Here is a 23,912-nt window from a genome sequence, read left to right as displayed (position 1 = left end):
AACGCTCTCCCCGAGAACGCTCTCCTAGCCGGCATGCAAACCTTTAATAAAGGTCACAATTCTCTCCCCGGCATCGGGCGGAAACTAGGTCTTTTGCCAGGGCGATGCAACACCTATAAGGGTGACCGGACCCGTGACTTTTTGACACTTTTGATGCATTTCCAGCACCGGCGAAGCGCGTTACAAGGCGTTCGCGACCTTATTATTCTCAAGAGGCGATCATGCTGCAGACCTTAAAGACCCTCACGCTGATTCCCGCACGGATGGCCTCCACGCGCCTGCCGAACAAGCCGCTTGCCGATATTTGCGGCAAGCCGATGATCGTCCATGTGGCCGATCGCGCGGCGGCTGCGAAGCTGGGCCGGACGGTGGTTGCTACCGACAGCGAGGAGATTTTTTCGGTCGTGACCGCGCATGGCCACGAAGCGATCATGACGCGCGAGGATCACGAATCCGGTTCCGACCGCATCTATGAAGCGCTTTTGAAAGTCGATCCCGCGGGCGAGGTCGATGCGGTGGTCAATGTTCAGGGCGACCTGCCGACCATCGATCCGGACATCATCCGCCGCGCGCTTCTGCCGCTGGAAGACGGACCTGCCGACATTGCGACGCTTGGCGTCGAGATCGAGGAAGAATCGGAAAAGACCAATCCGAGCGTGGTGAAGATCGTGGGCTCGCCGCTGGCAGGCAACAGCCGCCTGCGCGCGCTCTATTTCACCCGCGCAACCGCGCCCTATGGCGAAGGTCCGCTCTATCATCATATCGGCCTTTACGCCTATCGCCGCCCGGCGCTCGAACGCTTTGTGAAGCTTGGGCCGTCGCCTTTGGAAAAGCGGGAGAAACTGGAACAATTGCGGGCTCTCGAAGCCGGAATGCGCATCGATGTCGAACTGGTGAAGACCGTGCCGCTCGGCGTGGACACGCAGGCTGATCTTGACCGAGCGCGCCTTCTTGTCGCAAAGGGTATCTGACGACCGCCGTCGAGCGGCAATTGAGAAAGCATGGACACGATGAAGACCAACAGGATTTCCTTCCAGGGTGAAGCGGGCGCAAATTCCGATACGGCGTGCCGCAACATGTTTCCCGACATGGAGCCTTTGCCGTGCCCGACTTTCGAGGATGCCTTCAACGCGGTTGAAACCGGCGCCGCCGACCTTGCGATGATCCCCATCGAGAACACGCTGGCCGGTCGCGTCGCGGATATTCATTATCTGCTGCCGCTTGCCGACATGCACATCATTGGCGAATATTTCCTGCCGATCCATTTCCAGCTGATGGTGCTTCCGGGCGTCAAGCGCGAGGAAATCAAGACCGTTCACAGCCACGTCCATGCGCTCGGCCAATGCCGCAACGTCATCCGCCAGAATGGCTGGAAGGGCGTCATCGCGGGCGATACGGCAGGGGCCGCGCGTCTCGTCGCCGACATGAAGGACCGTTCGATGGCGGCGCTTGCGCCAAGCCTCGCTGCCGATCTCTACGGCCTCGATATTCTGGAAGAAAATGTCGAGGATTCGGAAGACAATGTGACCCGCTTCGTGGTCCTGTCCAAGAACAAGCAATGGGCGCCGCGTCCGGAAAACGGCGAGCGCATCGTGACGACTTTTGTCTTCCGCGTGCGCAACGTCCCGGCGGCGCTCTATAAGGCGCTGGGCGGCTTTGCCACCAATGGCATCAACATGACCAAGCTCGAAAGCTACCAGATCGGCGGGCGTTTCATCGCCACGCAGTTCTATGCCGATGTCGAGGGGCACCCGGAAGACCACAATCTCCAGCTTGCGCTGGAGGAACTGCGCTTCTTCACCAAGGAAGTACGCATTCTCGGCGTCTATCAGGGCAGCGATATTCGCGGCACGCAGTTGCTCGCCGCCGAGTAATTCAGAGAATATCGGGCGGGATCAGTTTTCCGCCCAGGCTTTTATCAGATGGGTTGCGATGGCGCCGGATGGCGGCACCCGCAACCCGTTATCATGTGTACCCGCCAGCATGGTGCGCACTTCGGCCCTGGAGAACCAGCGGCCGTCTTCCAGCTCCGAGCGGTCGATGGTGAAATCGTCGCTCAATACCTCGGCATGACAGCCGATCATCAGCGAATAGGGAAACGGCCAGGGCTGGCTCGCATGATAGGCGACGCGGCCGATGGAGAGCCCCATTTCCTCCACACTTTCGCGGCGCACGGCGGCCTCGATCGTTTCGCCATGCTCGATAAAGCCTGCAAGACAGGAATAGGAGCCGGGCGCGAAATGCGGCCCACGCGCCAGAATGCATTTTTCGCCGCGCACCGGCAGCATGATTGCCACCGGATCGGTGCGTGGAAAATGTTCGGCGCCACAGTTCGGGCATTGCCGCTTGGCCCCGCCGCCTCGCATGTCGGTTTTCGTGCCGCAGCGCCCGCAGTATCGATGATTGGTGTGCCACGCGGTGAGCGCCGCCGCCTGCGCCAGCGCGCCCAGCAGGTCGGCTGAAACCAGCCCTTCCGTATAGATGCTGCGATAATCCTGCAGCCGGAACGGCGCTTCCATCGTCTCCGGATCAAGCGGGGTCGTCAGAGCCACGATGGGCATGCCGTCCTGAAGGCCGAGCAGGATAGGCTCTTGAAGATCGGCCGCAAATTCCTTCGCCTCGCCGAGACGGAACAGCGCGCGCGGCGCGCGCTCATCGGCATAGTCGAGAAGCAGCCTGTTGCCGCCCAGCAGCATGATTCGCGTTTCTGGAAGTTCCAGGGCCGTGAAGGCAGAATCATCCTGCCGCTTTTCGGACTGGCGGTCGATCCGGTTGCCGGAAAACCCGACAGATCGACTCGGTTCTATTTCCGGCAGGTCGTAGAGACGGAAAGCCATGGTGCTCTCGAATATTGTTCAGGGGGATCAGAAGCCTGTCCCGAAACTGTGAATGGTGTTCGGGACAGCGGCGTGTTCAACCAGATCTACAGCGCCGCGAGAATATCGGCGATCAGCCGGTGGGCGTCCTTTTCGTCATAGGTCTCGCGGGTGCCGTAGCCCCAGACGGGGCCAGGCCAGCCCGCATCGCCCTCGCTGCGGGCGATCACATGCAGATGCAGCTGGCGCACGATATTGCCGAGCGCGCCGGTATTGATCTTGTGGCACGCCGTCACGGTCTTGAGCGCCTGCGCCACTATGCCGGTCTCGAAGGTCAGCATGGTCTGGTCCAGCGGCGTCATGTCGTGAATTTCAGTGAGGTCAGGGCGGCGCGGCACCAGGATCAGCCACGGCCAGCGCCGGTCGTTCATCAGCCGAAGCTCGCACAGGCCTAGCTTGGCGACAAAAAACGTGTCGGCATTGAGCCGCTTATCGAGTTCGAATTGTTCCATAAGCGGTTTCTATCAGTTTTTTTCGCCCGGCGCTTGCTTTTTGCACGGTGCCCTTCTTGCATTTTGCTTCACAATTGACGATATGCAAGCCGGGAGGTTGGTGGTGGACGAGCCACTCGCCAACCGGGTCAGGTCCGGAAGGAAGCAGCCCTAACGAGCCACGGCACGGGTCATCGTGCCAGCCTCCCACCCTTTCTCACGACGCCGACGACTGTTGATGGGCAGCCTCTTTGGTTGACGTCGCTCATGCGTCCGGTCCAAACTGGCGACTGGGAAAAAGCGGAACAGGAAGAACGGAAGGGCAGCTCATGGACACAAAATCCGCCGGCTTTGCTGCCGATGGGGCCTATCGCGTTCTCGCCCGCAAATATCGCCCCCAGAATTTCAACGATCTCATCGGCCAGGAGCCGATGGTCCGCACGCTCAAGAACGCGTTCGAGACAGGCCGCATCGCGCAGGCCTGGATGCTCACCGGCGTTCGCGGGGTCGGCAAGACCACGACGGCGCGCATTCTGGCGCGCGCGCTCAACTACAAGACCGATACGATCGACCAGCCGACCATCGACCTTTCCGTGCCGGGCGAAAACTGCCAGGCGATCATGGAAGGCCGCCATGTCGACGTGATCGAGATGGACGCCGCCTCGCATACCGGCATCGACGACATTCGCGAGATCATCGAGCAGGTGCGTTACCGCCCGGTCTCCGCGCGCTACAAGGTCTATATCATCGACGAAGTGCACATGCTTTCCACTGCCGCCTTCAACGGCTTGTTGAAGACGCTGGAAGAGCCGCCCCCGCACGTCAAGTTCATCTTCGCCACCACGGAAATCCGAAAAGTGCCGATCACGGTCCTGTCGCGCTGCCAGCGCTTCGACCTGCGCCGCATCGAATCGGGCACGCTAGCCGCACATCTGCGTCGCATCGCGGAAGCGGAAGAGATCGCGGTGGACGACGCGTCGCTCGCCATGATCGCCCGCGCAGGCGAAGGCTCGGCCCGCGATTCGCTGTCGATCTTCGATCAGGCCATTGCGCATGGCGCTGGCGCCGTCACAGCGGAAGCCGTGCGCTCCATGCTGGGCCTTGCCGACCGCGCCCGTATCATCGACCTTTTCGAGATGCTGATGCGCGGCGATGTCGCTGGCGCGCTGACCGAGTTTCGCGCGCAATATGATGTGGGCGCCGATCCGTCGGTCGTGCTGACCGATCTTGCCGATTTCAACCATCTGGTGACGCGCCTGCGCTTTACGCCGGATGTGGCGGAAGACGTGTCGCTGTCGGAAGACGAGCGTGTGCGCGGCCGCGAATTCGCGCAGAAGCTTTCCGTCCGCGTGCTGTCGCGCACCTGGCAGATGCTGCTCAAGGGCATTGCGGAAGTCGACACGGCGACGAGGCCGGTACAGGCTGCCGAAATGCTCTTGATCCGGCTTGCTCATGCAGCCGATCTGCCGACGCTGGACGAAGCGATCCGCGGTCTCGACAATGGTTCGGTTGCAGCGCCGCGCCCGCAGCCGGGCAGCCCGCGCCCGAATGGCGGCGGCGGTCAGCCTGAAGCGCGCTTTGCCGCCGATGCGGTTGGCTCGTCCTCGATGGCTCCCGCCTCCGGCGGTCCGGCCACGGCCATGCGTATCGTGGAAACGCCGCCGCAGCCGGTTGAGCCATCGGTCGTGCCGCAGCAATTCGTGGAGCCGACGCCGCAACCCTCCGTTCCGGTCAACAGCCTGCACGATGTCGTCGCGCTTGCCGACAAGCACCGCGACATGCAGTTCAAGATTCTGGTCAAGAGCTGTGTGCGCCTTGCATCCATTGCACCTGGACGGCTCGAAATCGGCTTGACCGACGACGCGCCAAAATCGCTGCCGAGCGACATTTCACAGCGCCTCCTGAATTGGACCGGCATTCGCTGGATCGTTACCGTCGCCCGCGACGTGGCGGGGCAGACCATTTCGGAGGCGGAGACCGAGCGCCGCGACAATCTGGTGACCGACGCCCGCGCCGATCCCGATGTTGCCGCCATTCTCGCGGCCTTTCCGGGCGCGAAGATCACCGACGTGCGCATCGCCGTGCCGGAACAGAATGACGACGAGGACATTGACCTCGATGCAATACCGGAAACACCCGGTGCGCTGTCTGAAGACGACTGAATTACGGAATGATGGAGTAAACCCATGCGTGACATGATGGGCATGATGAAGCAGGCGAAGGAATTGCAGGCCAAGATGAAGGCCATGCAGGACGAGATCGCCAATCTGGAGGCCTCGGCCTCTTCCGGCGGCGGGCTGGTGACGATCACCCTGTCCGGCAAGGGCACCCTGTCGGCGCTGAAGATCGACCCGACTTTGATGAAGGAAGAAGAGGTGGAAATCCTCGAAGACCTGATCATCGCGGCGCATAACGACGCCAAGGCCAAGCTGGAAACGGCCATGGCCGAAAAGACGCAGTCGCTCACCGCCGGTCTGCCGATCCCTCCGGGGTTTAAGCTGCCGTTTTAAGGCAGTAGGGGAATAAGGGAATAGGGGAGTATGTTTTGGTGGGCTGACTGCCGCCATGCCGCATCTCCCCTTGATCCCGTTCCCTACTCCCTTATTCCCCTATTCCCTTACTCCCTTAAGCCAATGTCCAAACGAATAGCCGGTCCAGAAATCGAACGTCTCATCCAGCTCCTGGCCCGTGTGCCGGGGCTTGGGCCGCGTTCGGCCCGTCGCGCGGCGCTGCATCTCATCAAGAAGAAGGAAGCGCTTCTGGTGCCGCTTGGCGGCGCCATGCAGGAGGCCGCCGAAAAGGTGCGCATCTGTTCGTGCTGCGGCAATGTCGACACAAGCGATCCGTGCACGATCTGCACCGATGAGCGCCGCGATCCGGCGACCCTCATCGTGGTGGAAGACGTGTCCGATCTCTGGGCATTGGAGCGCGCCGGTACGATGAATGTGCGCTATCATGTTCTGGGCGGTCGCCTGTCGCCGCTTGATGGCATCGGCCCGGACGATCTCAACATCAAGGGACTGGTGGAGCGCGTCGCCGCCGGTGAAATCAGGGAAGTGATACTGGCAGTCAACGCCACCGTCGAAGGCCAGACCACCGCGCATTACATCACCGACCAGCTTTCGAGCTTCGACGTGCGCGTGACACGGCTCGCCCACGGCGTTCCGGTCGGCGGCGAACTCGATTATCTGGATGAAGGCACGCTTGCTGCCGCCTTGCGGGCAAGAACCACCCTTTAGAACTAATGGAGAAGGCATGGCAGCGGGAAATTGGAAGCATAGCCTGAAGATTGGTCTTGCACTGGTTGCCAGCCTTGCCGTTTCTCCCGCCATCGCCGCGCCGTCCAAAGCGCAGGTTGAAAACCAGTATCGTAATTGGCTGGAAAGGGATCTCTGGCCGGAAGCGAAGGCGGCAGGCGTATCCCGCGCTGTGTTCGATCAGGCCTTCGCCGGTGTCTCGATCAACTGGAAACTGCCCGATCTCGTCATTCCCGGCGAAAAGCCCTCGACGCCGAAAGAGCAGAAACAGGCTGAATTCGGTGCGCCCGGCAAATATTTCAATGCCAGGACGATGAGCGCCGTCACAAGCGGCGGACAGGCGCGCTATGGCCAATATGCCAGCCTCCTGAAGCGCATCGAACAGAAATACGGCGTTCCGGGACCGATCCTGCTTGCCGTCTGGGGCCGCGAATCCGGCTTCGGCACGGTCAAGATTCCCTACAATGCCTATGAGGTTCTCGGCACCAAGGCGTTTATGGCGACCCGCAAGGACATGTTCCGCAAGGAACTGATTGCCGCGCTCGAAATCGCTTCCAGGGGCTATATCGATGAAAGCGCCATGAAAAGCTCATGGGCGGGCGCGCTCGGCCAACCGCAATTCATGCCAACTTCCTATCTGAAGCACGCCGTCGATTTCGACGGCGACGGCAAGCGCGACATCTGGAATTCGGTCCCCGATACGCTCGCCTCCATCGCCAATTATCTGAAACTGCATGGCTGGCAGAAGGGGCGCGACTGGGGCTTTGAGGTCAGCGTTCCGCAGAACGTGTCCTGTTCGCTGGAAGGACCGGATCAGGGCAAGACGATTGCCGAATGGGCAAAGCTCGGCATTACGCGCGTGAATGGCAAACCATTTCCGGCCAATGAAATGAAGGGCGAGGGCTTCCTGCTCATGCCCGCCGGTCGCTATGGCCCGGCCTTCGTGATGAGCCCGAACTTCTACGTGCTCAAGGACTATAATATGAGCGATCTCTATGCGCTCTTCATCGGCCATGTCGGTGATCGCATCGCCTATGGCGCGGGCGATTTCAGTCGCGCATGGGGCGATGTCGGCTCCATGTATCGCTCCGATATCGGCGCGATGCAGAAGCGCATGCAGGCGCTGGGCTATGATGTCGGCAAGCCGGATGGCCTGCCCGGCTTCAAGACCCGCCGCTCCATTGGCCTGTGGCAGGCGAAGAACGGCATGGCTTCCACCTGCTTCCCGCAGCCGGAATTGTTGCGTCAGATCCGCTGATCTCCGCCGCTTAGCAAATTGGCGAAAGACTGCAGCGCTTTCGTCCTGTAGCGGTCATTGTGCTGCAGCATGAGAAACTGGCGTTGCGGCAGGGCAAAGTCTGCCTTCACCAGCGTTCCGGCTTTCAGATGCGGGGCGGCGACAAGTTCCGATATGGCGGTTACATAATCGCCGGAGCGCACCGCCGAACAGATGGCCTCGTTCGAGGGCAGTTCCAGCGCCACATGCAGCCGCGCCGGATTGTAGCCGGAAGCGCGCATGGCATCTTCGAAAACGCTGCGCGTTCCCGATCCCTGCTCTCGCAATATCCATTTCCCCTCGAAAAGCCGGTCCCAGGTCAGTTTCCCACCCGCAGCCCAGTCATGGTCGGGACGCGCCACCAGAATAAGCTGGTCGCTTGCAACCTTGGTGATCGACAGCGACGGAGCCTGCACCGCCCCTTCCACAAGGCCGATATCGGCAACGCCTTCCTCTGTCGCCTGGGTCACACTTTCCGTGTTTCCGAGCGTCAGCCGCACATCGATCAGCGGAAACTCGCTGTGAAACCGTGCCAGAAAAGACGGCAGCCAGTAGCTGGCAATGGTCTGGCTGGCATGGATGGCAAGAATGCCGCGCTTGCCGCCGCCAAGTTCGGAAAGCATCCGCTCGGCGGAACGGGCGCGGGCCAGCGTCGCGCGGGCCTCGTCCAGAAACAGGCGTCCGTCGCCGGTCAGTTCGATCCGCCGCCCGATCCGGTTGAAAAGCGTTGCGCCGTAGCGATCCTCCATGGTCCGGATGGCCGAACTGACCGCCGATGGGGTGAGATGCAGGGCTTCCGAGGCTCGCGTCAGGTGTTCGCGCTCGGCAACTTCAATGAAAATTCGCAGTTGTTCCAGTGTCATAGCAATGATCGTTCGGTTTTTCCGAATGAAATATGACATATAATGAAATGGATTGAACAGGTAAAATCGGGCATCTGATCGGAAAATATTTCTTTTCAGTGCAGTATTCAGAAAATGACCTACTCAAAGATCCAGAACATCCTCCCGGGACTTGGCCTGAGCGTCGCGGTTGCAATCGCGGCGATCGGAATTGAGAGGGTCGAGGAACATTATGCGGGTCGCGCCTGGCTCGAAGCGCTGGTGATAGCGATTCTCCTCGGCACGCTCGTGCGGACCTTCCTGCGTCCGGGCCCGCAGTTCAACAAGGGTATCGGCTTTTCGGCCAAGCTGCTTCTGGAGATCGCCGTGGTGATGCTCGGCGCGTCCATCAGCGCCAGCGCTGTCGTGGCCGCGGGGTCAGGGCTCATTTTCGGCATTGCCGGCGTCGTGGTGCTGGCGATTACGCTCAGCTACGGGATCGGACGCCTGCTGAAGCTTCCGCACCGCATGGCCCTGCTGGTCGCCTGCGGCAATTCCATTTGCGGCAATTCCGCCATCGCCGCAACCGCACCGGTCATCGGTGCGGAAAGCGAGGACGTGGCGGCTTCCATCGCCTTCACTGCAATTCTCGGCGTGGCGGTCGTGCTGCTTCTGCCGCTGCTGGTGCCGCTGCTGGGGCTGTCGCACACGCAATATGGCGTGCTGGCGGGGCTTACCGTCTATGCCGTGCCGCAAGTGCTGGCCGCCACCGCCCCGGTCGCCACGATCAGCGTGCAGCTTGGCACGCTGGTGAAGCTCGTGCGCGTGCTGATGCTGGGACCGGTCATTCTGGCTCTGGCGCTACTTGCCGGAAACAAGGACGCGAATGCCAAGCCTGGCTTCTTCCAGCTTGTGCCATGGTTCATCCTCGGCTTCCTCGGCATGATGGCGCTGCATTCGCTGCACCTGATACCGGAATCGATCCTGCCTGGTATCCAGTCTGCTTCGACTATCCTCACCATCGTTTCCATGGCGGCCCTTGGCCTCGGCGTGGATATCCGTTCGGTGGCTTCCGCCGGTGGCCGCGTCACGCTGACGGCAGTGCTTTCGCTGGTGGCTCTCGGCGCCATCAGCCTTGGCCTGATCCATATGCTCAGTGTTGCATGAGCAGTTCAGATTTTGAGCAGATCCAATAATGGATCAAAGGAGTAGAGCGCCGCTCGGCGTCCCGCCGCCGGTTCGACCGTGCGGAGCAGGCCAGCCTCGACAAGTCGGCGCGACAGGGCACGTGCTGATGCCGCCGGAATGCCGGACCGCCCGACAAAGCGGTCATTTCGGAAGACCGGACTCGCGAAGACATAATCAAGCACTTGGTCATGGAATTGTGAGTTCAGGACTTCGCGGAACCGTTCCCGCATATCGTTATACAAGGCAAAGATACTGTCCGCAGTTCGAATATTCACCGTGGCTTGCTCGCGCATGGCCTGGAGAAAGAACACCAGCCAACCCGTCCAGTCCCCGCTGGCAGACACCCCTCTCATCTTCTCGATATATTCGTTCTTATGCTCTTCAAAATAACCGGAGACAAAGAAGTTTGGCTGACTGATGATACCCAGCTTCCAGAGCATCAGGGTGATGAGCATGCGTCCGATTCTGCCATTGCCATCTTCAAAGGGATGAAGAGCCTCGAACTCGACATGGGCCAGCGCTGTGCGAATGAGGGGACGCATTTGATTTTCGTTTATGAAGCGAACCAGTGCGGCCATAGCCGGCCCCAATTGCTCGGGCGATATCGGAACGTAGTATATTTTGCCCCGACGCTCGTCGCCAATGTAGTTCTGCTCGGTCTTGTAAGTGCCGGGACGTTTTTGAGCGCCTCGTCCGATGAACAGCAATTGTTGATGCGCTGTGCGTATCAGGTGTTCATTCAGGGGGCGCCATCGGCCAATGCCTGCTGCGCGTTGCTTAAGGCACGGGCGTACAGGAAGGTTTCAATATCGTCGTTGCGCGCTTCGCGATAATAATCGCCTGCCCCTGCATCTTCCTCGGCTTCAAGCCGATAGAGCTCCTCGATGGTCGAAATCGTGCCTTCCATTCTCGATGAACTCACAGCATCCTGGCGGCGAAGCGGGGCAAGGAATAATTCGCTGTCACCAATCCAGACTTTTGGCGTCATAACGCGCCAGCGCCGCCGCTGCCTCTTCGAGAGGGCCAAGCAGACGTTCGTAATCAAGACGTGCCGGAGGAAATTCGCCGGTATGGTAATAAGCAGCGCCCGACAGGTCATAACCGGTTGATGATCATTTTGAGGGCTATTCTCACATCAAACAAGTTTGATGTGAACGTAATAGCATCAAAGAGTTTTGACAACAGAATTCCGGCCGATTCCGTCATCAAGCGGCTTTGCTGCTACTGGAGGGATAGCAAACAGTCTTGACGACATCAGGATTGCTCATATCGTTCAAACGAAAAAGCCCGCCGTAAGGCGGGCTTTTCCATGTTCGGTCAAAGAGGAAAAGATTAGTTCTTTTCCTGCTTCTTCAGAGCGGCACCGAGGATGTCGCCGAGCGAAGCGCCGGAGTCGGACGAACCGTACTGAGCGACAGCTTCCTTTTCTTCGGCGATTTCGAGCGCCTTGATCGAGACCTGCAGCTTGCGGGTCTTCTTGTCGAAGGCGATGACGCGGGCGTCAACCTTCTGACCGACCGTGAAGCGTTCCGGACGCTGTTCGTCGCGGTCACGCGACAGATCTGAACGCTTGATGAAGCTTTCCAGATCGTGGTCAACGAGACGGACTTCGAGGCCACCGTCGGTAACGGCGGTCACTTCGCAGGTCACAACGGCGTTCTTGCGCAGTTCGCCCGAAGCTGCTGCTTCGCCGACCTTGTCGCCGGAAAGCTGCTTGATGCCGAGCGAGATGCGTTCCTTCTCGACGTCAACGTCGAGAACGACAGCCTTGACGACTTCACCCTTGTTGTACTCTTCGATGACCTGTTCGCCCGGACGGTTCCAGTCGAGGTCAGAGAGGTGAACCATGCCGTCAACGTCGCCGTCGAGGCCGATGAACAGGCCGAATTCGGTCTTGTTCTTGACTTCGCCTTCAACAACGGTGCCGACAGGGTACTTCTGGGCAAAGGTCGTCCACGGATTGTCGAGGGTCTGCTTGAGGCCGAGCGAGATACGGCGCTTGACCGGATCAACTTCGAGCACAACGACTTCGACTTCCTGCGTGGTGGAAAGAATCTTGCCCGGATGGACATTCTTCTTGGTCCACGACATTTCGGAAACGTGGATGAGGCCTTCGATGCCCGGCTCGATTTCGACGAACGCACCGTAGTCGGTGATGTTCGTGACGGTGCCGGTGATCTTCTTGCCGATCGGGTACTTCGCGCCGATGCCATCCCAGGGATCGTTCTCGAGCTGCTTCATGCCGAGCGAGATACGATGGGTTTCCTGGTTGATGCGGATGATCTGCACCTTGACCGTCTGGCCGATGGTGAGGATTTCCGACGGATGGTTGACGCGGCGCCATGCCATGTCGGTCACGTGCAGCAGACCGTCGATGCCGCCGAGGTCGACGAACGCACCGTAATCGGTGATGTTCTTGACGACGCCTTCAACGACCTGACCTTCTTCAAGGTTCTGGACGATTTCCGAACGCTGTTCCGCACGGCTTTCTTCAAGAACGGTACGGCGCGAGACAACGATGTTGCCGCGGCGCTTGTCCATCTTGAGGATTTCGAACGGTTGCGGGACGTGCATGAGCGGGGTGACGTCGCGGATCGGACGGATGTCGACCTGCGAACGCGGCAGGAAGGCAACAGCGCCGTCGAGGTCGACGGTGAAACCACCCTTGACCTGATTGAAGATCACGCCATCGACGCGCTCGCCATTGGCGAATTTCTGCTCGAGCTTGACCCAGCTTTCTTCACGGCGTGCCTTTTCGCGCGACAGGACAGCTTCGCCCAGAGCGTTTTCGATGCGCTCGACGTAGACTTCCACTTCGTCGCCCGGCTTCAGCGAGCCGTCTTTGCCCTTTGCGCCGAATTCCTTCAGCGGCACGCGGCCTTCGACCTTCAGACCGGCGTCGATGATCGCCATGTCCTTTTCAATGGCCACGATGCGGCCCTTGACGACGTAACCTTCAGCAAGGTCGTTCGTGGCAAAGGATTCCGCCAGCAGCGACTCGAAGTCTGCGAGGGATGGATTGAATTCTGACATGAATACTCCTGGTGCATCCGGAAAATTCATCGGATGCAGCGCCGGGGGTTAGTGTTGCGTTATGCCCGACCTCGGCCCCGTCTTTGCAGACAACCGGCGCGTGGAACGCGAAGTCAGGCTTTTCAGTATGAGTGCAGCCTATATAGGTCCGAACTCAGGATAATCCAGCGTTTCGAGGCACAATGATATCCGAAAGGCCTTAAAACCTGCCGGATTTCATCCCCGATGCTGCGCCAAAGCGTGATCAATCAGCTTTTTTGCGGCCAGAAATGCCGCTTCTATACTCATTTCGCTCGTATCAAGCAAGTGCGCGTCTTCCGCCGGCTTCAAGGGAGAATCGATCCGGTTCGTGTCACGCTCGTCGCGCTTCCTGAGATCGGCGAGGATTTCCGCAAGATCGGCCTTCTCGCCGCGCGCCACGATTTCCTCATGGCGGCGCTCGGCACGCACTTCGGGCGACGCCGTGACGAAGAGCTTTATTGCCGCATCGGGACAGACGACGGTGCCGATGTCGCGCCCGTCAAGCACGCTCGAGGGCAGGGCATTGGCGAAATTGCGCTGCGCCTCGACGAGCGCCCGCCTGACCTTCGGCATGACGGCGACCTTGGAAGCCGCCTCGCCGATGGTGTGGGCGGAAAGGACGGCCTTGTCCATCTCGCGCAGGTCGAGATCGCGTGCTGCCTCAGCCGCCACCGCCTCGTCGTCGAGCGGCAGGCCCTTGTCGAGAAGCGCCTTGGCGACGGCGCGATAGGTCAGCCCCGTATCCAGATGCGGCATGCCGTAGTGAATGGCGATGCGCCGGGCAAGGGTTCCCTTGCCCGAAGCGGCCGGTCCGTCGATAGCGACGATAAACGGCGTCATTGCGCGTTGCTCAGCTCGATCTTCGCGCCCAGTCCCGGCATCATGTCCATGAATTCGGGGAAGGACGTGGCGATCATGTTGCTGTCGTCAACCGTCACCGGCTTTTCCGCCGCAAGGCCCATCACGAGAAAGCTCATCGCGATGCGGTGATCGAGATGGGTTGCAACCGTGCCGCCGCCCAGCCCCTTGCCGTCGGGACGGCCGCGAACCGTCAGCGACATCTCGCCTTCGGTGCAATCGACGCCATTGGCTTCAAGGCCGCGTGCGACCGCTGCCAGACGATCCGATTCCTTGACGCGCAGTTCGTCGAGCCCGTCCATCACGGTTTCGCCTTCCGCGAAGGAGGCGGCAATCGCCAGGACCGGATATTCGTCGATCATAGACGGCGCACGTTCCGGCGGAACGACGACGCCCTTGAGCTTCGAAGCCCTGACGCGCAGATCGGCGACGTCTTCGCCGCCTGCAAGACGGGCATTGAGCACTTCGATATCGGCGCCCATTTCCTGCAAGGTGAGGATGAGGCCGGTACGGGTCGGGTTCATCAGCACGTTGCGGATGGTGACGTCGGAACCTTCCACCAGAAGGGCGGCAACGAGCGGGAAGGCGGTCGATGACGGATCGCCCGGCACGTCGATGGTCTGGCCGACAAGCTTGCCCTGGCCGGTGATACGGATATGGCGCACGCCATCCTTGTCGGTCTCGACCGCGAGGTCGGCGCCAAAGCCCTGCAGCATCTTTTCGGTGTGGTCGCGGGTCATGACCGGCTCGATGACGGTGGTGACGCCCGGCGTATTGAGACCGGCGAGCAGCACGGCGGATTTTACCTGCGCGGATGCCATCGGCACGCGATAGGTGATCGGATTGGCCGTCTTCGGGCCGATAAGCGTCAGCGGCATGCGGTCGCCATCGGCTGCTTCCACCTGAACGCCCATTTCTCGCAACGGGTTCAGCACGCGGCCCATCGGGCGCTTCGACAGCGAGGCGTCGCCGATAAAGGAGGTTTTCATGTCATAGGTGCCGACAAGGCCCATGGTGAGGCGCGCGCCGGTTCCGGCATTGCCGAAATCGAGCGCTGCTTCGGGCTGCAACAGGCAGCCATTGCCGACGCCGTTGATGATCCAGACATCGCCATCCTTACGGATTTTCGCGCCCATGGCCTGCATGGCGCGGCCTGTATTGATGACGTCCTCGCCTTCCAGAAGGCCGGTGATGCGGGTTTCCCCCGATGCGAGACCGCCAAACATGAAGGAGCGATGCGAGATGGACTTGTCGCCCGGAATGCGGATTTCGCCCGTGAGTGCCTCCGAGCGGCGGGCGGTTGCTGGTTTCGGGGATGCAGAATGGGACATGGATTTTTCACAGTCACATTTTGGCGCGATCTCGCGCCGGGATTGAGAGATAAGCGGGGCTTCCCTAGCATAGTAATATTGTGTGGTCATCCGCGAATACGCGGCGCAGGCGACACGGAGGCGGAAGAGTCTGCATATGCGCGTGCGTTTGGCTTTGACAAACGCGCCAAATTGCGTTTATGCACCGGACAACACTGTAAACGCGCTTGAGACTTGCCCCTTGCCATATGGTTCAGTGAGCAGCATGGTGATGGGCTGTATGCTTCGAGGCAGGCATCCCGGCGCGATAATATGAATTTGTGTCCCCGTGCAAATTAACGAGGCTAGACGTGGCAAAAGCTGAACTTGGTACCAAGCGTATCGACCCGGAAACGGGCAAGAAATTTTACGATCTCAATCGTGATCCGATCGTTTCGCCTTACACCGGCATTTCCTATCCGCGGTCCTATTTCGACTCCACGCTTGAAAGCCGTGTCGTTGAAGAGGAAACCGAAGAGGAAGAACTGGATACGGCACTGGAAAAGCCGGATTTCGTCTCGCTCGAGGATGCCGACGACGAAACCAAGGGCGGCGGCGACGATCTGCCGGATATCGACGACGACGATGTCGATCTGGGCGATGACGATGACGACACCTTCCTCGAAGAAGAGGAAGACGAGGACGACGACATGTCGGGCATTCTCGGTGGCGGCGTCGGCGGCGACGACGAAGAAGGCTGATCTGTTCAGCCGGTCCGGACATGATGCATTTGCGAGGCGGCCATCGGGTCGCCTCGTTGCGTTTGGGCGCCTCTTGCATGGAAGACCGCCGCGATCTGTGAATTATTTTTGGCAGATGTGAAAAGAGTTGCGATTTAGCTCTTGATCTTCTCGCGAACGCCATTTAATAAGCCGCCACACCGGGCAGCAAGTCCTGCCTGGCCCACCTCGAAAGAGGTCTGATGGGGCCATAGCTCAGCTGGGAGAGCGCCTGCATGGCATGCAGGAGGTCAGCGGTTCGATCCCGCTTGGCTCCACCAAATTTTCCTTCCCGACAAGCCAGTCACATACCAGTTCGATCATCGCGACAGCTGTCATCGAACGAGCAATGCTGCGCGCTGGAAAACCCCGCGACATTCGACCGGATTTCCCGGACGGCCATGCTCGACAACTCCCAAAAAGTTGGTAAGTAGAGTTTCGTAAAAGTAATTTTGCATGGCTTTTGTGAATGAACAGGCTTCCCGATTTCGATGGTTTGCGGTTTCTATTATGTATAGGAATCGCCGTCTTTCATTTTTCCTTCCGAATTCCGGTGAAGAATGAAACATTGAATGAATTTATATTAGCCTTTTCTTATTTTACCGATGTCTTCTTTATCGTCTCTGGACTCTTTCTGGCGCGGCGGCGGAATTATCTTTGGAGCTGGCCCCGTTATGTGGCTTTCGTCGGCAAGCGGCTGGCGCGGATTTATCCGCTGCACGTGGTTGCCTTTTCCTGTTTCGCGCTGCTATCCGCCCTCGCGGCGGCGGGAATCCTGCACCCTCTGGGCGAGCACAGTACAAACTGGCGCGACGGGCTGGCCCAGTTGCTGCTGGTCCACAATTGGGGATTGGGCCACACCTCCTCCTACAATTATGTCAGCTGGTCGCTGAGCGCGCTTCTGGCCATGTATCTGGCTTTCCCGCTGTTCGACATGGTGTGCCGCCGTTTCGGGAGCTGGGTGCTTGTCGGCGTCATTGTTGCGACTGTGGCAGGCGAATATCTGGCGCAAAAGCTCGGCGTCCTGTCGCTTACCCGCATTCAGCTGTCAAATGTGGGCGTCTTCCGGGCCTTGCCTTCCTTTCTCTTCGGGATGTGGCTTGCCCGCAGGGAACATCCGGCCATGCCGGGGGCGGTCGTCAAAAGCCTGCTTGCCGCCTGCCTCGCCGTCTTTCTGTTCTGCCACCCCGAAAACGGCCCGGGCGAACCCCACACGCTGGAAGGTCCCTTGCGGCTGGCATTCATTTATACGGGCGTCTATGTGCTCTATCTCGCATCCAGTCAGGGCATTTCTACGCCGCTGCAATGGCGCCGGCTGGCAAGCCTCTCCCGTTACAGCTTTGGCATCTTCATCCTGCATCCGCTGGTCGGGATGATGTTTTTCCGAATGGCGCCGGAGCGATGGAGCGAGACGACGGCGGGCGCGGTTCTGGTCATCTGTGGGGCTGCTGTCGCCAGCGTGTTGACGGCTGCTGCTGCCTATCACCTGTTCGAGAATCCGCTCCACCGCTGGCTGGTGAAAAGGCTCGATGTTTGGGTCGGCGTATATGAGCGCGGCTCTGCCGAAGCCACGCAGGGCTGCCTGCCTGTCGTCCGATAGGCAGGCGGGCCACCCGATCGGTCAGGCTGTGCGCGTCGTGCCGCTGTCCTGCCGCATCAGATAGAGCGATGCGCCGACGATCAGCGCGGCCCCCGGCCAGAAGTTGATGCCCGGCGCGGCGGCAAAAACGATCCAGCCGAAAATCACATTGATCGGCAGTCTCAGATCGTCAAACGGCTGCAGATAAACCGCATCCGCGATCGAATAGGCTGCAATCTGGAAATATTGCGCCAGGGCAGTGAAGGCCCCGATGACGATCAATATCGACCAGATCTCGACGCTCGGCGCGGCGATTGCCGTCATGCTGAGGCCCGATGCCAGCCAAAGCGCTGCATTGATGGGGGTGAGCAGCACCAGCATATAGGCCGAAATGCTGGCGGGCCTTTCAAAACGGGTCAGATATTTGGTCATCACCGAATAGCCCGCCCACAGTGCGGCGGCGAGGACCGGCAGCAGCGAATAGACCGTATAGGAGTCCGACCAGGGCGCGATGATGACCAGCGCGCCGACAAAGCCGGCGAATGTGGTGAGCAGCCGCGCCGGCGTGACCTTTTCCCGCAGAAACAGCCGTGCGCAAAGGATGACGAAGAACGGCGAGGTCATGGACAGGGCGACCACCTGCCAGATCGGCACATGGGTCAGCGCGTAAATCCACACCTGCACGCCAGCGGCAGCCAGCGCGACGCGCATGACATGAAGGCCGAAGCGGCTGGTGCGCAGGGCTCCCGCGCCATCGCGAATGAGCATGGGCAGTGTCAGCACCAGCGCGATCACATATTGCCAGAAGGCGATGATGACGGATGGAATGCCGGTACGCGTTCCCGCCCATTGGGTGGCGACGTTGACTGCGGCATAGGCCGAACAGGCCGCGACCATCAGCGCTGCGCCGCGCACGGTCGGTTTCAAAGTTGGGGCAGAGGCAAGTTGGCTCAACGGTTTCTTCCTTCGGAGCATTTTGCAGCCAGATGAAAACATCTGGCGACGCAAAGATGCGGCAAAACGATAGGGCGCGTTCCGCTTTCGCCGGAACTTGCCCTGGCAAGCCTGTCACCTCAGGGTACGGGAAGAAAAACAACACAATGAAGACGGCAAGCCGTCCGGCACGCGCATGCTTCCAACCTCGTTCTCTTTCATCCGGACTATGACCGTCGGCTTCGGAATTGCACCGAATCTGCTGACCCTGACACATTTGCCGTGACAGGCGCTCGCGGGCTTCGGGTCCTTGACCCGTTACCGCCGGTGGGGAGTTTCACCCCGCCCTGAGAACTGGATATCTTTCTTGCGCCGAAGGCAGGAACTGCACTCCGGTGCTGGCTTTAAATAGGCCACGCTTTTTTGCATGGCAAGACAGTCGCTGCTCATGCGGCAATGATGCGTTGCTGATGCCTCTTCTTGCGCCCTTGACCACCAGCCCATGGGAAAAGCATGGACGGATCGGAAACTCTCTTCTAGAAATCCGTGACGGAGTTGATCGGGAGAGGATCTGCTCCGCATGGTTCTGGGAGGAATGATGAGCACCAACGCAGTCCCCACGCAGCTTTCGCATGACCGCCCCCTGTGGCAGCCGGATGCGGGGCGCATCGCCGCCAGCAATCTGGAGCAGTTCCGCATTCGCGCCGAACAGCGCACGGGCCAGAGCCTGCCGGATTATGCCGCGCTGCATCGCTGGTCTGTCGAGGATCGCGCCGGTTTCTGGCAGCTTGTGTGGGATTTCTGCGAGGTCGTCGGCGAGCGCGGCAATACGGCCCTTGTCGACAAGGGCCATATGCGCGAGGCAAGGTTCTTTCCGCAGGCGCGGCTCAATTTCGCGGAAAACCTGTTGCGCCATGATGGCGACGGAGAAGCCATCGTCTTTCGCGGTGAGGACAAGGTCGAACGGCGCCTGAGCTGGGACGATCTCCATGCGCTGGTGTCGAGATTGCAGCAGTTCATGCTGGCGGAAGGCGTTGAGCCCGGCGACCGCGTGGCGGGCATGATGCCCAACATGCCGGAGGCGGTTGCCCTCATGCTGGCCGCTTCGTCCATCGGCGCGGTCTGGTCTTCCTGTTCGCCGGATTTCGGCGTGCAGGGCGTGCTCGACCGTTTCGGCCAGATCGAGCCGAAGCTTTTCTTCGCTTGCGACGGCTACTGGTATAACGGCAAGCGCATCGACGTGGCCGGCAAGATTGCCGAAGTAACAGCAAAACTGCCGGGGCTGAAGCGGGCCGTCATCGTCACCTATCTGGGCGAAGCGGAAGCCGTGGCAGACAAGGCGGAAAAGGGTATTGCGCTTGATGCGGCCTTGGAGCCATTCCGGGCCAGGGCCGTGGAGTTCACCCGGCTGCCCTTCGATCATCCGCTTTATATCCTGTTTTCGTCCGGCACGACGGGCATTCCGAAATGCATCGTGCATCGGGCGGGCGGCGTGCTGTTGCAGCATCTGAAGGAACACCGCCTTCATGCGGATTTGCGCGAGGATGACCGCTTCTTCTACTTCACCACCTGCGGCTGGATGATGTGGAACTGGCTGGCTTCGGGCATCGCCTCCGGCGCAACGCTGCTGCTCTATGACGGTTCGCCCTTCTATCCCGACGGCAATGTGCTGTTCGATTATGCCGCCGCCGAGGGCATGACCTATTTCGGCACGTCGGCGAAATTCATCGATGCCGTGCTGAAAGCCGGGCTGAAGCCCGGTGAGACGCATGATCTGTCGGCGCTGCGCACCATTTCGTCCACCGGTTCGCCACTGTCGCCGGAAGGCTTTGCCTTCGTCTATGACGCGATCAAGAGCGAGGTGCATCTTGCCTCCATTTCGGGCGGCACGGATATCGTGTCCTGCTTCGTGCTCGGCGTCCCGACGGAACCGGTGTGGCTCGGCGAAATCCAGGGCCCGGGCCTTGGCATGGCGGTCGATGTCTGGAACGACGATGGCAAGCCGGTGCGGGGCGAGAAGGGCGAACTGGTTTGCACGAAAGCTTTTCCCTGCATGCCGCTGGAATTCTGGAACGATCCGGAAGGCGCGAAATATCAGGCCGCCTATTTCGAGCGTTTCGACAATATCTGGTGCCACGGCGATTTTGCCGAATGGACAGCGCATAACGGTATCGTCATTCATGGCCGTTCGGATGCGACGCTCAATCCCGGCGGCGTGCGCATCGGTACGGCGGAAATCTACAATCAGGTCGAGCAGATGCCGGAAGTCGCGGAGGCGCTCTGCATCGGGCAGGACTGGGACAAGGATGTGCGGGTGGTGCTGTTCGTGCGGCTTGCCGGGGGTGTCGCGCTGGACGACGATCTCAAGGCCCGCATCAAGGCGAAAATCCGTACCGGCGCCACGCCGCGCCATGTCCCGGCGAAAATCGTCGCCGTCCGCGATATTCCGCGCACCAAGTCGGGAAAGATCGTGGAACTGGCCGTGCGCGACATCGTGCATGGACGCGAGGTGAAGAACCGCGAGGCGCTGGCCAATCCGGAAGCCCTGGAGCTCTATCGGGACATTGCCGAGCTTCATGAGGACTGATTTGATCATCCTGCAACTGTTTGGAATTGCCGGGTAGCGAGCGCAACAAAATTTCGTTATCCGGCAATAAATAGCCACAGAACGCCACGCAAGGCCATTGCCTATTTGACCGCCACGGGACACTCTGCCTTCAACATAAGCCATCCTGCAGAGGATGGCCGCCGGGCAGAACTTGTGGAGGACGAGTATGTTTGCATCGGGCCAAAATTGGGGGGGCATGAATTTCGGTCTTGGCGAGGAGATCGAAGCCCTTCGCGATACGGTGCGCCGTTTTGCGGAAAGCCGCATTGCGCCGCTGGCCGCTGAAACCGACCGCAACAATCAATTTCCCATGCATCTGTGGCGTGAACTGGGCGAGCTTGGCGTGCTTGGCATCACCGCGCCTGAAGACTATGGCGGCGCCGGCATGGGCTATGTTGCCCATTGCATCGCGATGGAAGAAATCAGCCGTGCTTCCGCTTCCATCGGCCTCAGCTACGGCGCGCATTCCAATCTCTGCGTCAACCAGATCACCCGCAACGGTTTGCCCGAACAGCGCGAGAAATATCTGCCGAAGCTCATTTCCGGCGAGCATGTCGGCGCGCTGGCCATGTCCGAACCGGGAGCCGGTTCCGACGTCGTTTCGATGAAGCTTCACGCCGAAAAGCGGGGCGAGCGCTATATTCTCAACGGCAACAAGATGTGGATCACCAACGGCCCCGATGCCGATGTGCTGGTGGTCTATGCCAAGACCGACCCGTCGGCAGGCCCGCGCGGGATCAGCGCCTTCATCGTCGAAAAAACCTTCAAGGGCTTTTCGACCGCGCAAAAGCTCGACAAGCTCGGCATGCGCGGCTCCAACACCTGCGAACTGGTGTTCGAGGATTGCGAAGTGCCTGCCGAAAACCTGCTCGGGACCGAAGGCAAGGGCGTCAATGTGCTGATGTCGGGCCTTGATTATGAGCGCGTGGTGCTGGCGGGCGGACCGCTCGGCATCATGGCGGCGTGTCTCGATGTCGTGGTGCCCTATGTGCATGAGCGCAAGCAGTTCGACCAGCCAATCGGCGAATTCCAGCTCATGCAGGGCAAGCTTGCCGACATGTATGTGACCTTCAATGCCTCGCGCGCCTATACCTATGCGGTCGCGGCTGCCTGCGACCGGGGCGAGACCTCGCGCAAGGATGCGGCGGGCTGTATCCTCTATACGGCTGAAAACGCCACGCAGATGGCATTGCAGGCGATCCAGGCGCTGGGCGGCAATGGCTATATCAACGATTATCCGACCGGACGCCTGCTGCGCGATGCCAAGCTTTATGAAATCGGCGCAGGCACATCCGAAATCCGGCGCATGCTGATCGGGCGGGAACTCTTTCAGGAAACCCGTTGATGGCGGTTCTCAAATCCGAAATTTCCACCCGAAGCGCCAGCTTCGAGGCCAACCGCAAGGCGATGCTTGCGGCAATCGATGTGGTGGCGGAAGCCTCGCGCATTGCGATCGACGGCGGCGGCGAGAAAGCCCGCGAACGCCATGTTTCGCGCGGAAAACTGCTGCCGCGTGAGCGCGTGGCGCAATTGCTCGATCCGGGTTCTCCCTTTCTCGAAGTGGGACTGACGGCGGCGCACGGCATGTATGACGGGGCGGCTCCTTCGGCTGGCATCATCACCGGCATCGGGCGCGTCTCGGGCCGGGACTGCATGATCGTCTGCAACGATGCGACGGTGAAGGGCGGCACCTATTATCCGGTGACGGTGAAAAAGCATCTGCGTGCGCAGGAGATCGCGGGCGAAAACCGCCTGCCCTGCATTTATCTGGTCGATTCCGGCGGGGCCAACCTGCCCAATCAGGACGAGGTTTTCCCGGATCGCGACCATTTCGGGCGCATCTTCTATAATCAGGCGCAGATGTCGGCGGCAGGCATTCCGCAGGTCGCTGTCGTCATGGGTTCATGCACGGCAGGCGGTGCCTACGTGCCCGCCATGAGCGACGAAACGGTGATCGTGCGGGGTCAGGGCACGATCTTTCTGGCAGGCCCCCCACTGGTCAAGGCTGCAACCGGCGAGGTGGTGAGCGCGGAAGATCTCGGCGGCGGCGATGTGCACACGCGGCTTTCCGGTGTCGCCGATCATCTGGCCAATGATGACGCCCATGCCTTGCAGATCGCGCGCGCCATTGCCGCCAATCTCAACAGCGAGAAGCGCGGCTTCATTTCGCGTGGCGATGGCGCTGCCCCGCTTTACGACCCGGAGGAGCTTCTGGGAGTCGTTTCCGCCGATACGCGCATTCCCTATGATGTGCGCGAGGTGATTGCGCGGCTGGTCGACGGTTCGGATTTCGATGAGTTCAAGGCGCGTTACGGCACCACTCTGGTGTGCGGTTTTGCCAGCGTCTACGGCATGCCGGTCGGTATCATCGCCAATAATGGCGTGCTGTTTTCGGAAGCAGCGCTGAAGGGCGCGCATTTCATCGAACTTTGCTGCCAGCGCAATATTCCGCTGATGTTCTTGCAGAACATTACCGGCTTCATGGTCGGGCGCAAATATGAGGCCGAAGGCATCGCGAAGAATGGCGCCAAGCTGGTGACGGCGGTGGCAACCGCCAATGTGCCGAAGATCACCATGCTGATCGGCGCATCCTATGGCGCTGGCAATTACGGCATGGCGGGGCGGGCCTATTCGCCGCGCTTCCTGTGGACATGGCCGAACAGCCGTATCGCGGTGATGGGCGGCGAACAGGCGGCTGGCGTGCTGGCAACCGTCAGGCGCGACGGGATCGAGCGCACCGGCGGCACATGGTCGGCGGAGGAGGAAGCGGAATTCAAGCGCCCGACGCTGGAGATGTTCGAGCGCCAGAGCCACCCGCTCTATGCCTCGGCGCGGCTTTGGGATGACGGCATTATCGATCCGCGCAAGAGCCGCGAAGTGCTGGGCCTGTCGCTTTCCGCCACGCTGAACGCGCCGGTAGAGCCGACGCGTTTCGGCTTGTTTAGAATGTGAGGAGGCGCGGG

The 23,912-nt window shown here is 60.3% G+C and carries 21 protein-coding genes, 1 tRNA gene, 1 other RNA gene and 1 riboswitch; of the genes, 14 read left to right on the top strand and 9 right to left on the bottom strand.

Going from position 1 to position 23,912, the window contains the following annotated elements; all coding sequences use genetic code 11:
* The first annotated feature begins 221 nt into the window (after window positions 1-221).
* A complete protein-coding gene (locus ABWW28_RS14040; RefSeq protein WP_025090672.1) occupies window positions 222-971 on the top strand; it encodes a 3-deoxy-manno-octulosonate cytidylyltransferase in 750 nt (249 codons plus the stop codon).
* A gap of 39 nt (window positions 972-1,010) precedes the next feature.
* Window positions 1,011-1,874 carry a prephenate dehydratase gene (locus ABWW28_RS14035; RefSeq protein ID WP_036593082.1) on the top strand — a complete coding sequence of 288 codons (864 nt, stop codon included), beginning with the start codon at window positions 1,011-1,013 and terminating at the stop codon, window positions 1,872-1,874.
* A 21-nt stretch (window positions 1,875-1,895) separates the two neighbouring features.
* On the opposite strand, the gene nudC is transcribed toward ABWW28_RS14035, so the two are convergent.
* On the bottom strand, window positions 1,896-2,837 hold the full coding sequence (nudC, locus tag ABWW28_RS14030) for an NAD(+) diphosphatase (RefSeq protein WP_112672464.1): 942 nt from the start codon (window positions 2,835-2,837) through the stop codon (window positions 1,896-1,898).
* 86 nt (window positions 2,838-2,923) lie between these two features.
* Window positions 2,924-3,328, bottom strand: a complete 405-nt coding sequence (locus tag ABWW28_RS14025) for an HIT domain-containing protein (RefSeq protein WP_112672466.1) — start codon at window positions 3,326-3,328, stop codon at window positions 2,924-2,926.
* A gap of 92 nt (window positions 3,329-3,420) precedes the next feature.
* Here ABWW28_RS14025 and ffs point away from each other — a divergent pair.
* From ffs to ABWW28_RS14000, 5 genes are all read left to right on the top strand, one after another.
* Window positions 3,421-3,518, top strand: an RNA gene (gene ffs / locus ABWW28_RS14020) — signal recognition particle sRNA small type.
* A 118-nt stretch (window positions 3,519-3,636) separates the two neighbouring features.
* Window positions 3,637-5,469 carry a DNA polymerase III subunit gamma/tau gene (locus ABWW28_RS14015; RefSeq protein WP_112672468.1) on the top strand — a complete coding sequence of 611 codons (1,833 nt, stop codon included), beginning with the start codon at window positions 3,637-3,639 and terminating at the stop codon, window positions 5,467-5,469.
* Between the two features lie 24 nt (window positions 5,470-5,493).
* Window positions 5,494-5,817 (top strand): YbaB/EbfC family nucleoid-associated protein, encoded by a 324-nt coding sequence (locus ABWW28_RS14010; RefSeq protein WP_112672470.1) that lies wholly within the window; start codon window positions 5,494-5,496, stop codon window positions 5,815-5,817.
* Between the two features lie 123 nt (window positions 5,818-5,940).
* On the top strand, window positions 5,941-6,546 hold the full coding sequence (gene recR, locus ABWW28_RS14005) for a recombination mediator RecR (RefSeq protein ID WP_021587673.1): 606 nt from the start codon (window positions 5,941-5,943) through the stop codon (window positions 6,544-6,546).
* Window positions 6,547-6,562: 16 nt separating this feature from the next.
* Entirely contained in the window at window positions 6,563-7,822 is a 1,260-nt protein-coding gene (locus tag ABWW28_RS14000) for a lytic murein transglycosylase (protein ID WP_112672472.1), read from the top strand.
* On the opposite strand, the gene ABWW28_RS13995 is transcribed toward ABWW28_RS14000, so the two are convergent.
* Window positions 7,810-8,703, bottom strand: a complete 894-nt coding sequence (locus ABWW28_RS13995) for a LysR family transcriptional regulator (protein ID WP_036564938.1) — start codon at window positions 8,701-8,703, stop codon at window positions 7,810-7,812. The genes ABWW28_RS14000 and ABWW28_RS13995 overlap by 13 nt on opposite strands.
* Before the next feature lie 114 nt (window positions 8,704-8,817).
* Between ABWW28_RS13995 and ABWW28_RS13990 the strand changes: the two genes are divergently transcribed.
* On the top strand, window positions 8,818-9,828 hold the full coding sequence (locus ABWW28_RS13990) for a YeiH family protein (RefSeq protein ID WP_112672474.1): 1,011 nt from the start codon (window positions 8,818-8,820) through the stop codon (window positions 9,826-9,828).
* Between the two features lie 5 nt (window positions 9,829-9,833).
* On the opposite strand, the gene ABWW28_RS13985 is transcribed toward ABWW28_RS13990, so the two are convergent.
* The 5 genes from ABWW28_RS13985 to aroA all read right to left on the bottom strand — a co-directional run bounded on the left by ABWW28_RS13985 (window position 9,834) and on the right by aroA (window position 15,092).
* Window positions 9,834-10,556 carry a Fic family protein gene (locus tag ABWW28_RS13985; protein ID WP_353391191.1) on the bottom strand — a complete coding sequence of 241 codons (723 nt, stop codon included), beginning with the start codon at window positions 10,554-10,556 and terminating at the stop codon, window positions 9,834-9,836.
* 32 nt (window positions 10,557-10,588) lie between these two features.
* Complete coding sequence (locus ABWW28_RS13980) at window positions 10,589-10,837, bottom strand: Fic/DOC family N-terminal domain-containing protein (protein ID WP_253176150.1); 249 nt, start codon at window positions 10,835-10,837, stop codon at window positions 10,589-10,591.
* 344 nt (window positions 10,838-11,181) lie between these two features.
* Window positions 11,182-12,882, bottom strand: a complete 1,701-nt coding sequence (gene rpsA, locus ABWW28_RS13975; protein ID WP_006471225.1) for a 30S ribosomal protein S1 — start codon at window positions 12,880-12,882, stop codon at window positions 11,182-11,184.
* 216 nt (window positions 12,883-13,098) lie between these two features.
* Window positions 13,099-13,743 (bottom strand): (d)CMP kinase, encoded by a 645-nt coding sequence (gene cmk / locus ABWW28_RS13970; RefSeq protein WP_112672476.1) that lies wholly within the window; start codon window positions 13,741-13,743, stop codon window positions 13,099-13,101.
* Window positions 13,740-15,092 (bottom strand): 3-phosphoshikimate 1-carboxyvinyltransferase, encoded by a 1,353-nt coding sequence (gene aroA / locus ABWW28_RS13965; RefSeq protein ID WP_112672478.1) that lies wholly within the window; start codon window positions 15,090-15,092, stop codon window positions 13,740-13,742. Before aroA ends, cmk begins: the two co-directional genes overlap by 4 nt.
* A 329-nt stretch (window positions 15,093-15,421) precedes the next feature.
* Between aroA and ABWW28_RS13960 the strand changes: the two genes are divergently transcribed.
* From ABWW28_RS13960 to ABWW28_RS13950, 3 genes are all read left to right on the top strand, one after another.
* Window positions 15,422-15,811, top strand: a complete 390-nt coding sequence (locus ABWW28_RS13960) for a TIGR02300 family protein (protein ID WP_006471224.1) — start codon at window positions 15,422-15,424, stop codon at window positions 15,809-15,811.
* Window positions 15,812-16,034: 223 nt separating this feature from the next.
* A tRNA-Ala gene (locus ABWW28_RS13955) sits at window positions 16,035-16,110 on the top strand.
* Window positions 16,111-16,298: 188 nt separating this feature from the next.
* Window positions 16,299-17,429 carry an acyltransferase family protein gene (locus ABWW28_RS13950; RefSeq protein WP_112672480.1) on the top strand — a complete coding sequence of 377 codons (1,131 nt, stop codon included), beginning with the start codon at window positions 16,299-16,301 and terminating at the stop codon, window positions 17,427-17,429.
* Window positions 17,430-17,450: 21 nt separating this feature from the next.
* On the opposite strand, the gene ABWW28_RS13945 is transcribed toward ABWW28_RS13950, so the two are convergent.
* Window positions 17,451-18,362, bottom strand: coding sequence for a DMT family transporter (locus ABWW28_RS13945; RefSeq protein ID WP_006471222.1), 912 nt, complete (start codon window positions 18,360-18,362; stop codon window positions 17,451-17,453).
* Between the two features lie 185 nt (window positions 18,363-18,547).
* Window positions 18,548-18,700, bottom strand: a riboswitch (FMN riboswitch).
* Between the two features lie 239 nt (window positions 18,701-18,939).
* Between ABWW28_RS13945 and ABWW28_RS13940 the strand changes: the two genes are divergently transcribed.
* The 3 genes from ABWW28_RS13940 to ABWW28_RS13930 all read left to right on the top strand — a co-directional run bounded on the left by ABWW28_RS13940 (window position 18,940) and on the right by ABWW28_RS13930 (window position 23,901).
* Window positions 18,940-20,928, top strand: coding sequence for an acetoacetate--CoA ligase (locus ABWW28_RS13940; protein WP_112672542.1), 1,989 nt, complete (start codon window positions 18,940-18,942; stop codon window positions 20,926-20,928).
* A 217-nt stretch (window positions 20,929-21,145) separates the two neighbouring features.
* Window positions 21,146-22,294 (top strand): isovaleryl-CoA dehydrogenase, encoded by a 1,149-nt coding sequence (locus ABWW28_RS13935; RefSeq protein WP_476375493.1) that lies wholly within the window; start codon window positions 21,146-21,148, stop codon window positions 22,292-22,294.
* Entirely contained in the window at window positions 22,294-23,901 is a 1,608-nt protein-coding gene (locus ABWW28_RS13930; protein ID WP_265975003.1) for a carboxyl transferase domain-containing protein, read from the top strand. Before ABWW28_RS13935 ends, ABWW28_RS13930 begins: the two co-directional genes overlap by 1 nt.
* The last annotated feature ends 11 nt before the right edge of the window (window positions 23,902-23,912 follow it).

Source organism: Brucella sp. NBRC 14130 (assembly GCF_040371715.1).
Taxonomy (GTDB): Bacteria; Pseudomonadota; Alphaproteobacteria; order Rhizobiales; family Rhizobiaceae; genus Brucella; species Brucella intermedia.
This window is presented reverse-complemented; position numbering and strand designations above follow the sequence as displayed.

Bases quoted from the DNA above. Each gene is read 5' to 3' on its own strand.
- cmk (WP_112672476.1), bottom strand. From the start codon at position 13,743: ATGACGCCGTTTATCGTCGCTATCGACGGACCGGCCGCTTCGGGCAAG.
- ABWW28_RS14025 (WP_112672466.1), bottom strand. From the start codon at position 3,328: ATGGAACAATTCGAACTCGATAAGCGGCTCAATGCCGACACGTTTTTT.
- ABWW28_RS13930 (WP_265975003.1), top strand. From the start codon at position 22,294: ATGGCGGTTCTCAAATCCGAAATTTCCACCCGAAGCGCCAGCTTCGAG.
- ABWW28_RS14015 (WP_112672468.1), top strand. From the start codon at position 3,637: ATGGACACAAAATCCGCCGGCTTTGCTGCCGATGGGGCCTATCGCGTT.
- nudC (WP_112672464.1), bottom strand. From the start codon at position 2,837: ATGGCTTTCCGTCTCTACGACCTGCCGGAAATAGAACCGAGTCGATCT.
- ABWW28_RS14010 (WP_112672470.1), top strand. From the start codon at position 5,494: ATGCGTGACATGATGGGCATGATGAAGCAGGCGAAGGAATTGCAGGCC.
- aroA (WP_112672478.1), bottom strand. From the start codon at position 15,092: ATGTCCCATTCTGCATCCCCGAAACCAGCAACCGCCCGCCGCTCGGAG.
- recR (WP_021587673.1), top strand. From the start codon at position 5,941: ATGTCCAAACGAATAGCCGGTCCAGAAATCGAACGTCTCATCCAGCTC.
- rpsA (WP_006471225.1), bottom strand. From the start codon at position 12,882: ATGTCAGAATTCAATCCATCCCTCGCAGACTTCGAGTCGCTGCTGGCG.
- ABWW28_RS13995 (WP_036564938.1), bottom strand. From the start codon at position 8,703: ATGACACTGGAACAACTGCGAATTTTCATTGAAGTTGCCGAGCGCGAA.
- ABWW28_RS14035 (WP_036593082.1), top strand. From the start codon at position 1,011: ATGAAGACCAACAGGATTTCCTTCCAGGGTGAAGCGGGCGCAAATTCC.
- ABWW28_RS13980 (WP_253176150.1), bottom strand. From the start codon at position 10,837: ATGACGCCAAAAGTCTGGATTGGTGACAGCGAATTATTCCTTGCCCCG.
- ABWW28_RS13940 (WP_112672542.1), top strand. From the start codon at position 18,940: ATGAGCACCAACGCAGTCCCCACGCAGCTTTCGCATGACCGCCCCCTG.
- ABWW28_RS14040 (WP_025090672.1), top strand. From the start codon at position 222: ATGCTGCAGACCTTAAAGACCCTCACGCTGATTCCCGCACGGATGGCC.
- ABWW28_RS14000 (WP_112672472.1), top strand. From the start codon at position 6,563: ATGGCAGCGGGAAATTGGAAGCATAGCCTGAAGATTGGTCTTGCACTG.
- ABWW28_RS13990 (WP_112672474.1), top strand. From the start codon at position 8,818: ATGACCTACTCAAAGATCCAGAACATCCTCCCGGGACTTGGCCTGAGC.
- ABWW28_RS13935 (WP_476375493.1), top strand. From the start codon at position 21,146: ATGAATTTCGGTCTTGGCGAGGAGATCGAAGCCCTTCGCGATACGGTG.
- ABWW28_RS13950 (WP_112672480.1), top strand. From the start codon at position 16,299: ATGAACAGGCTTCCCGATTTCGATGGTTTGCGGTTTCTATTATGTATA.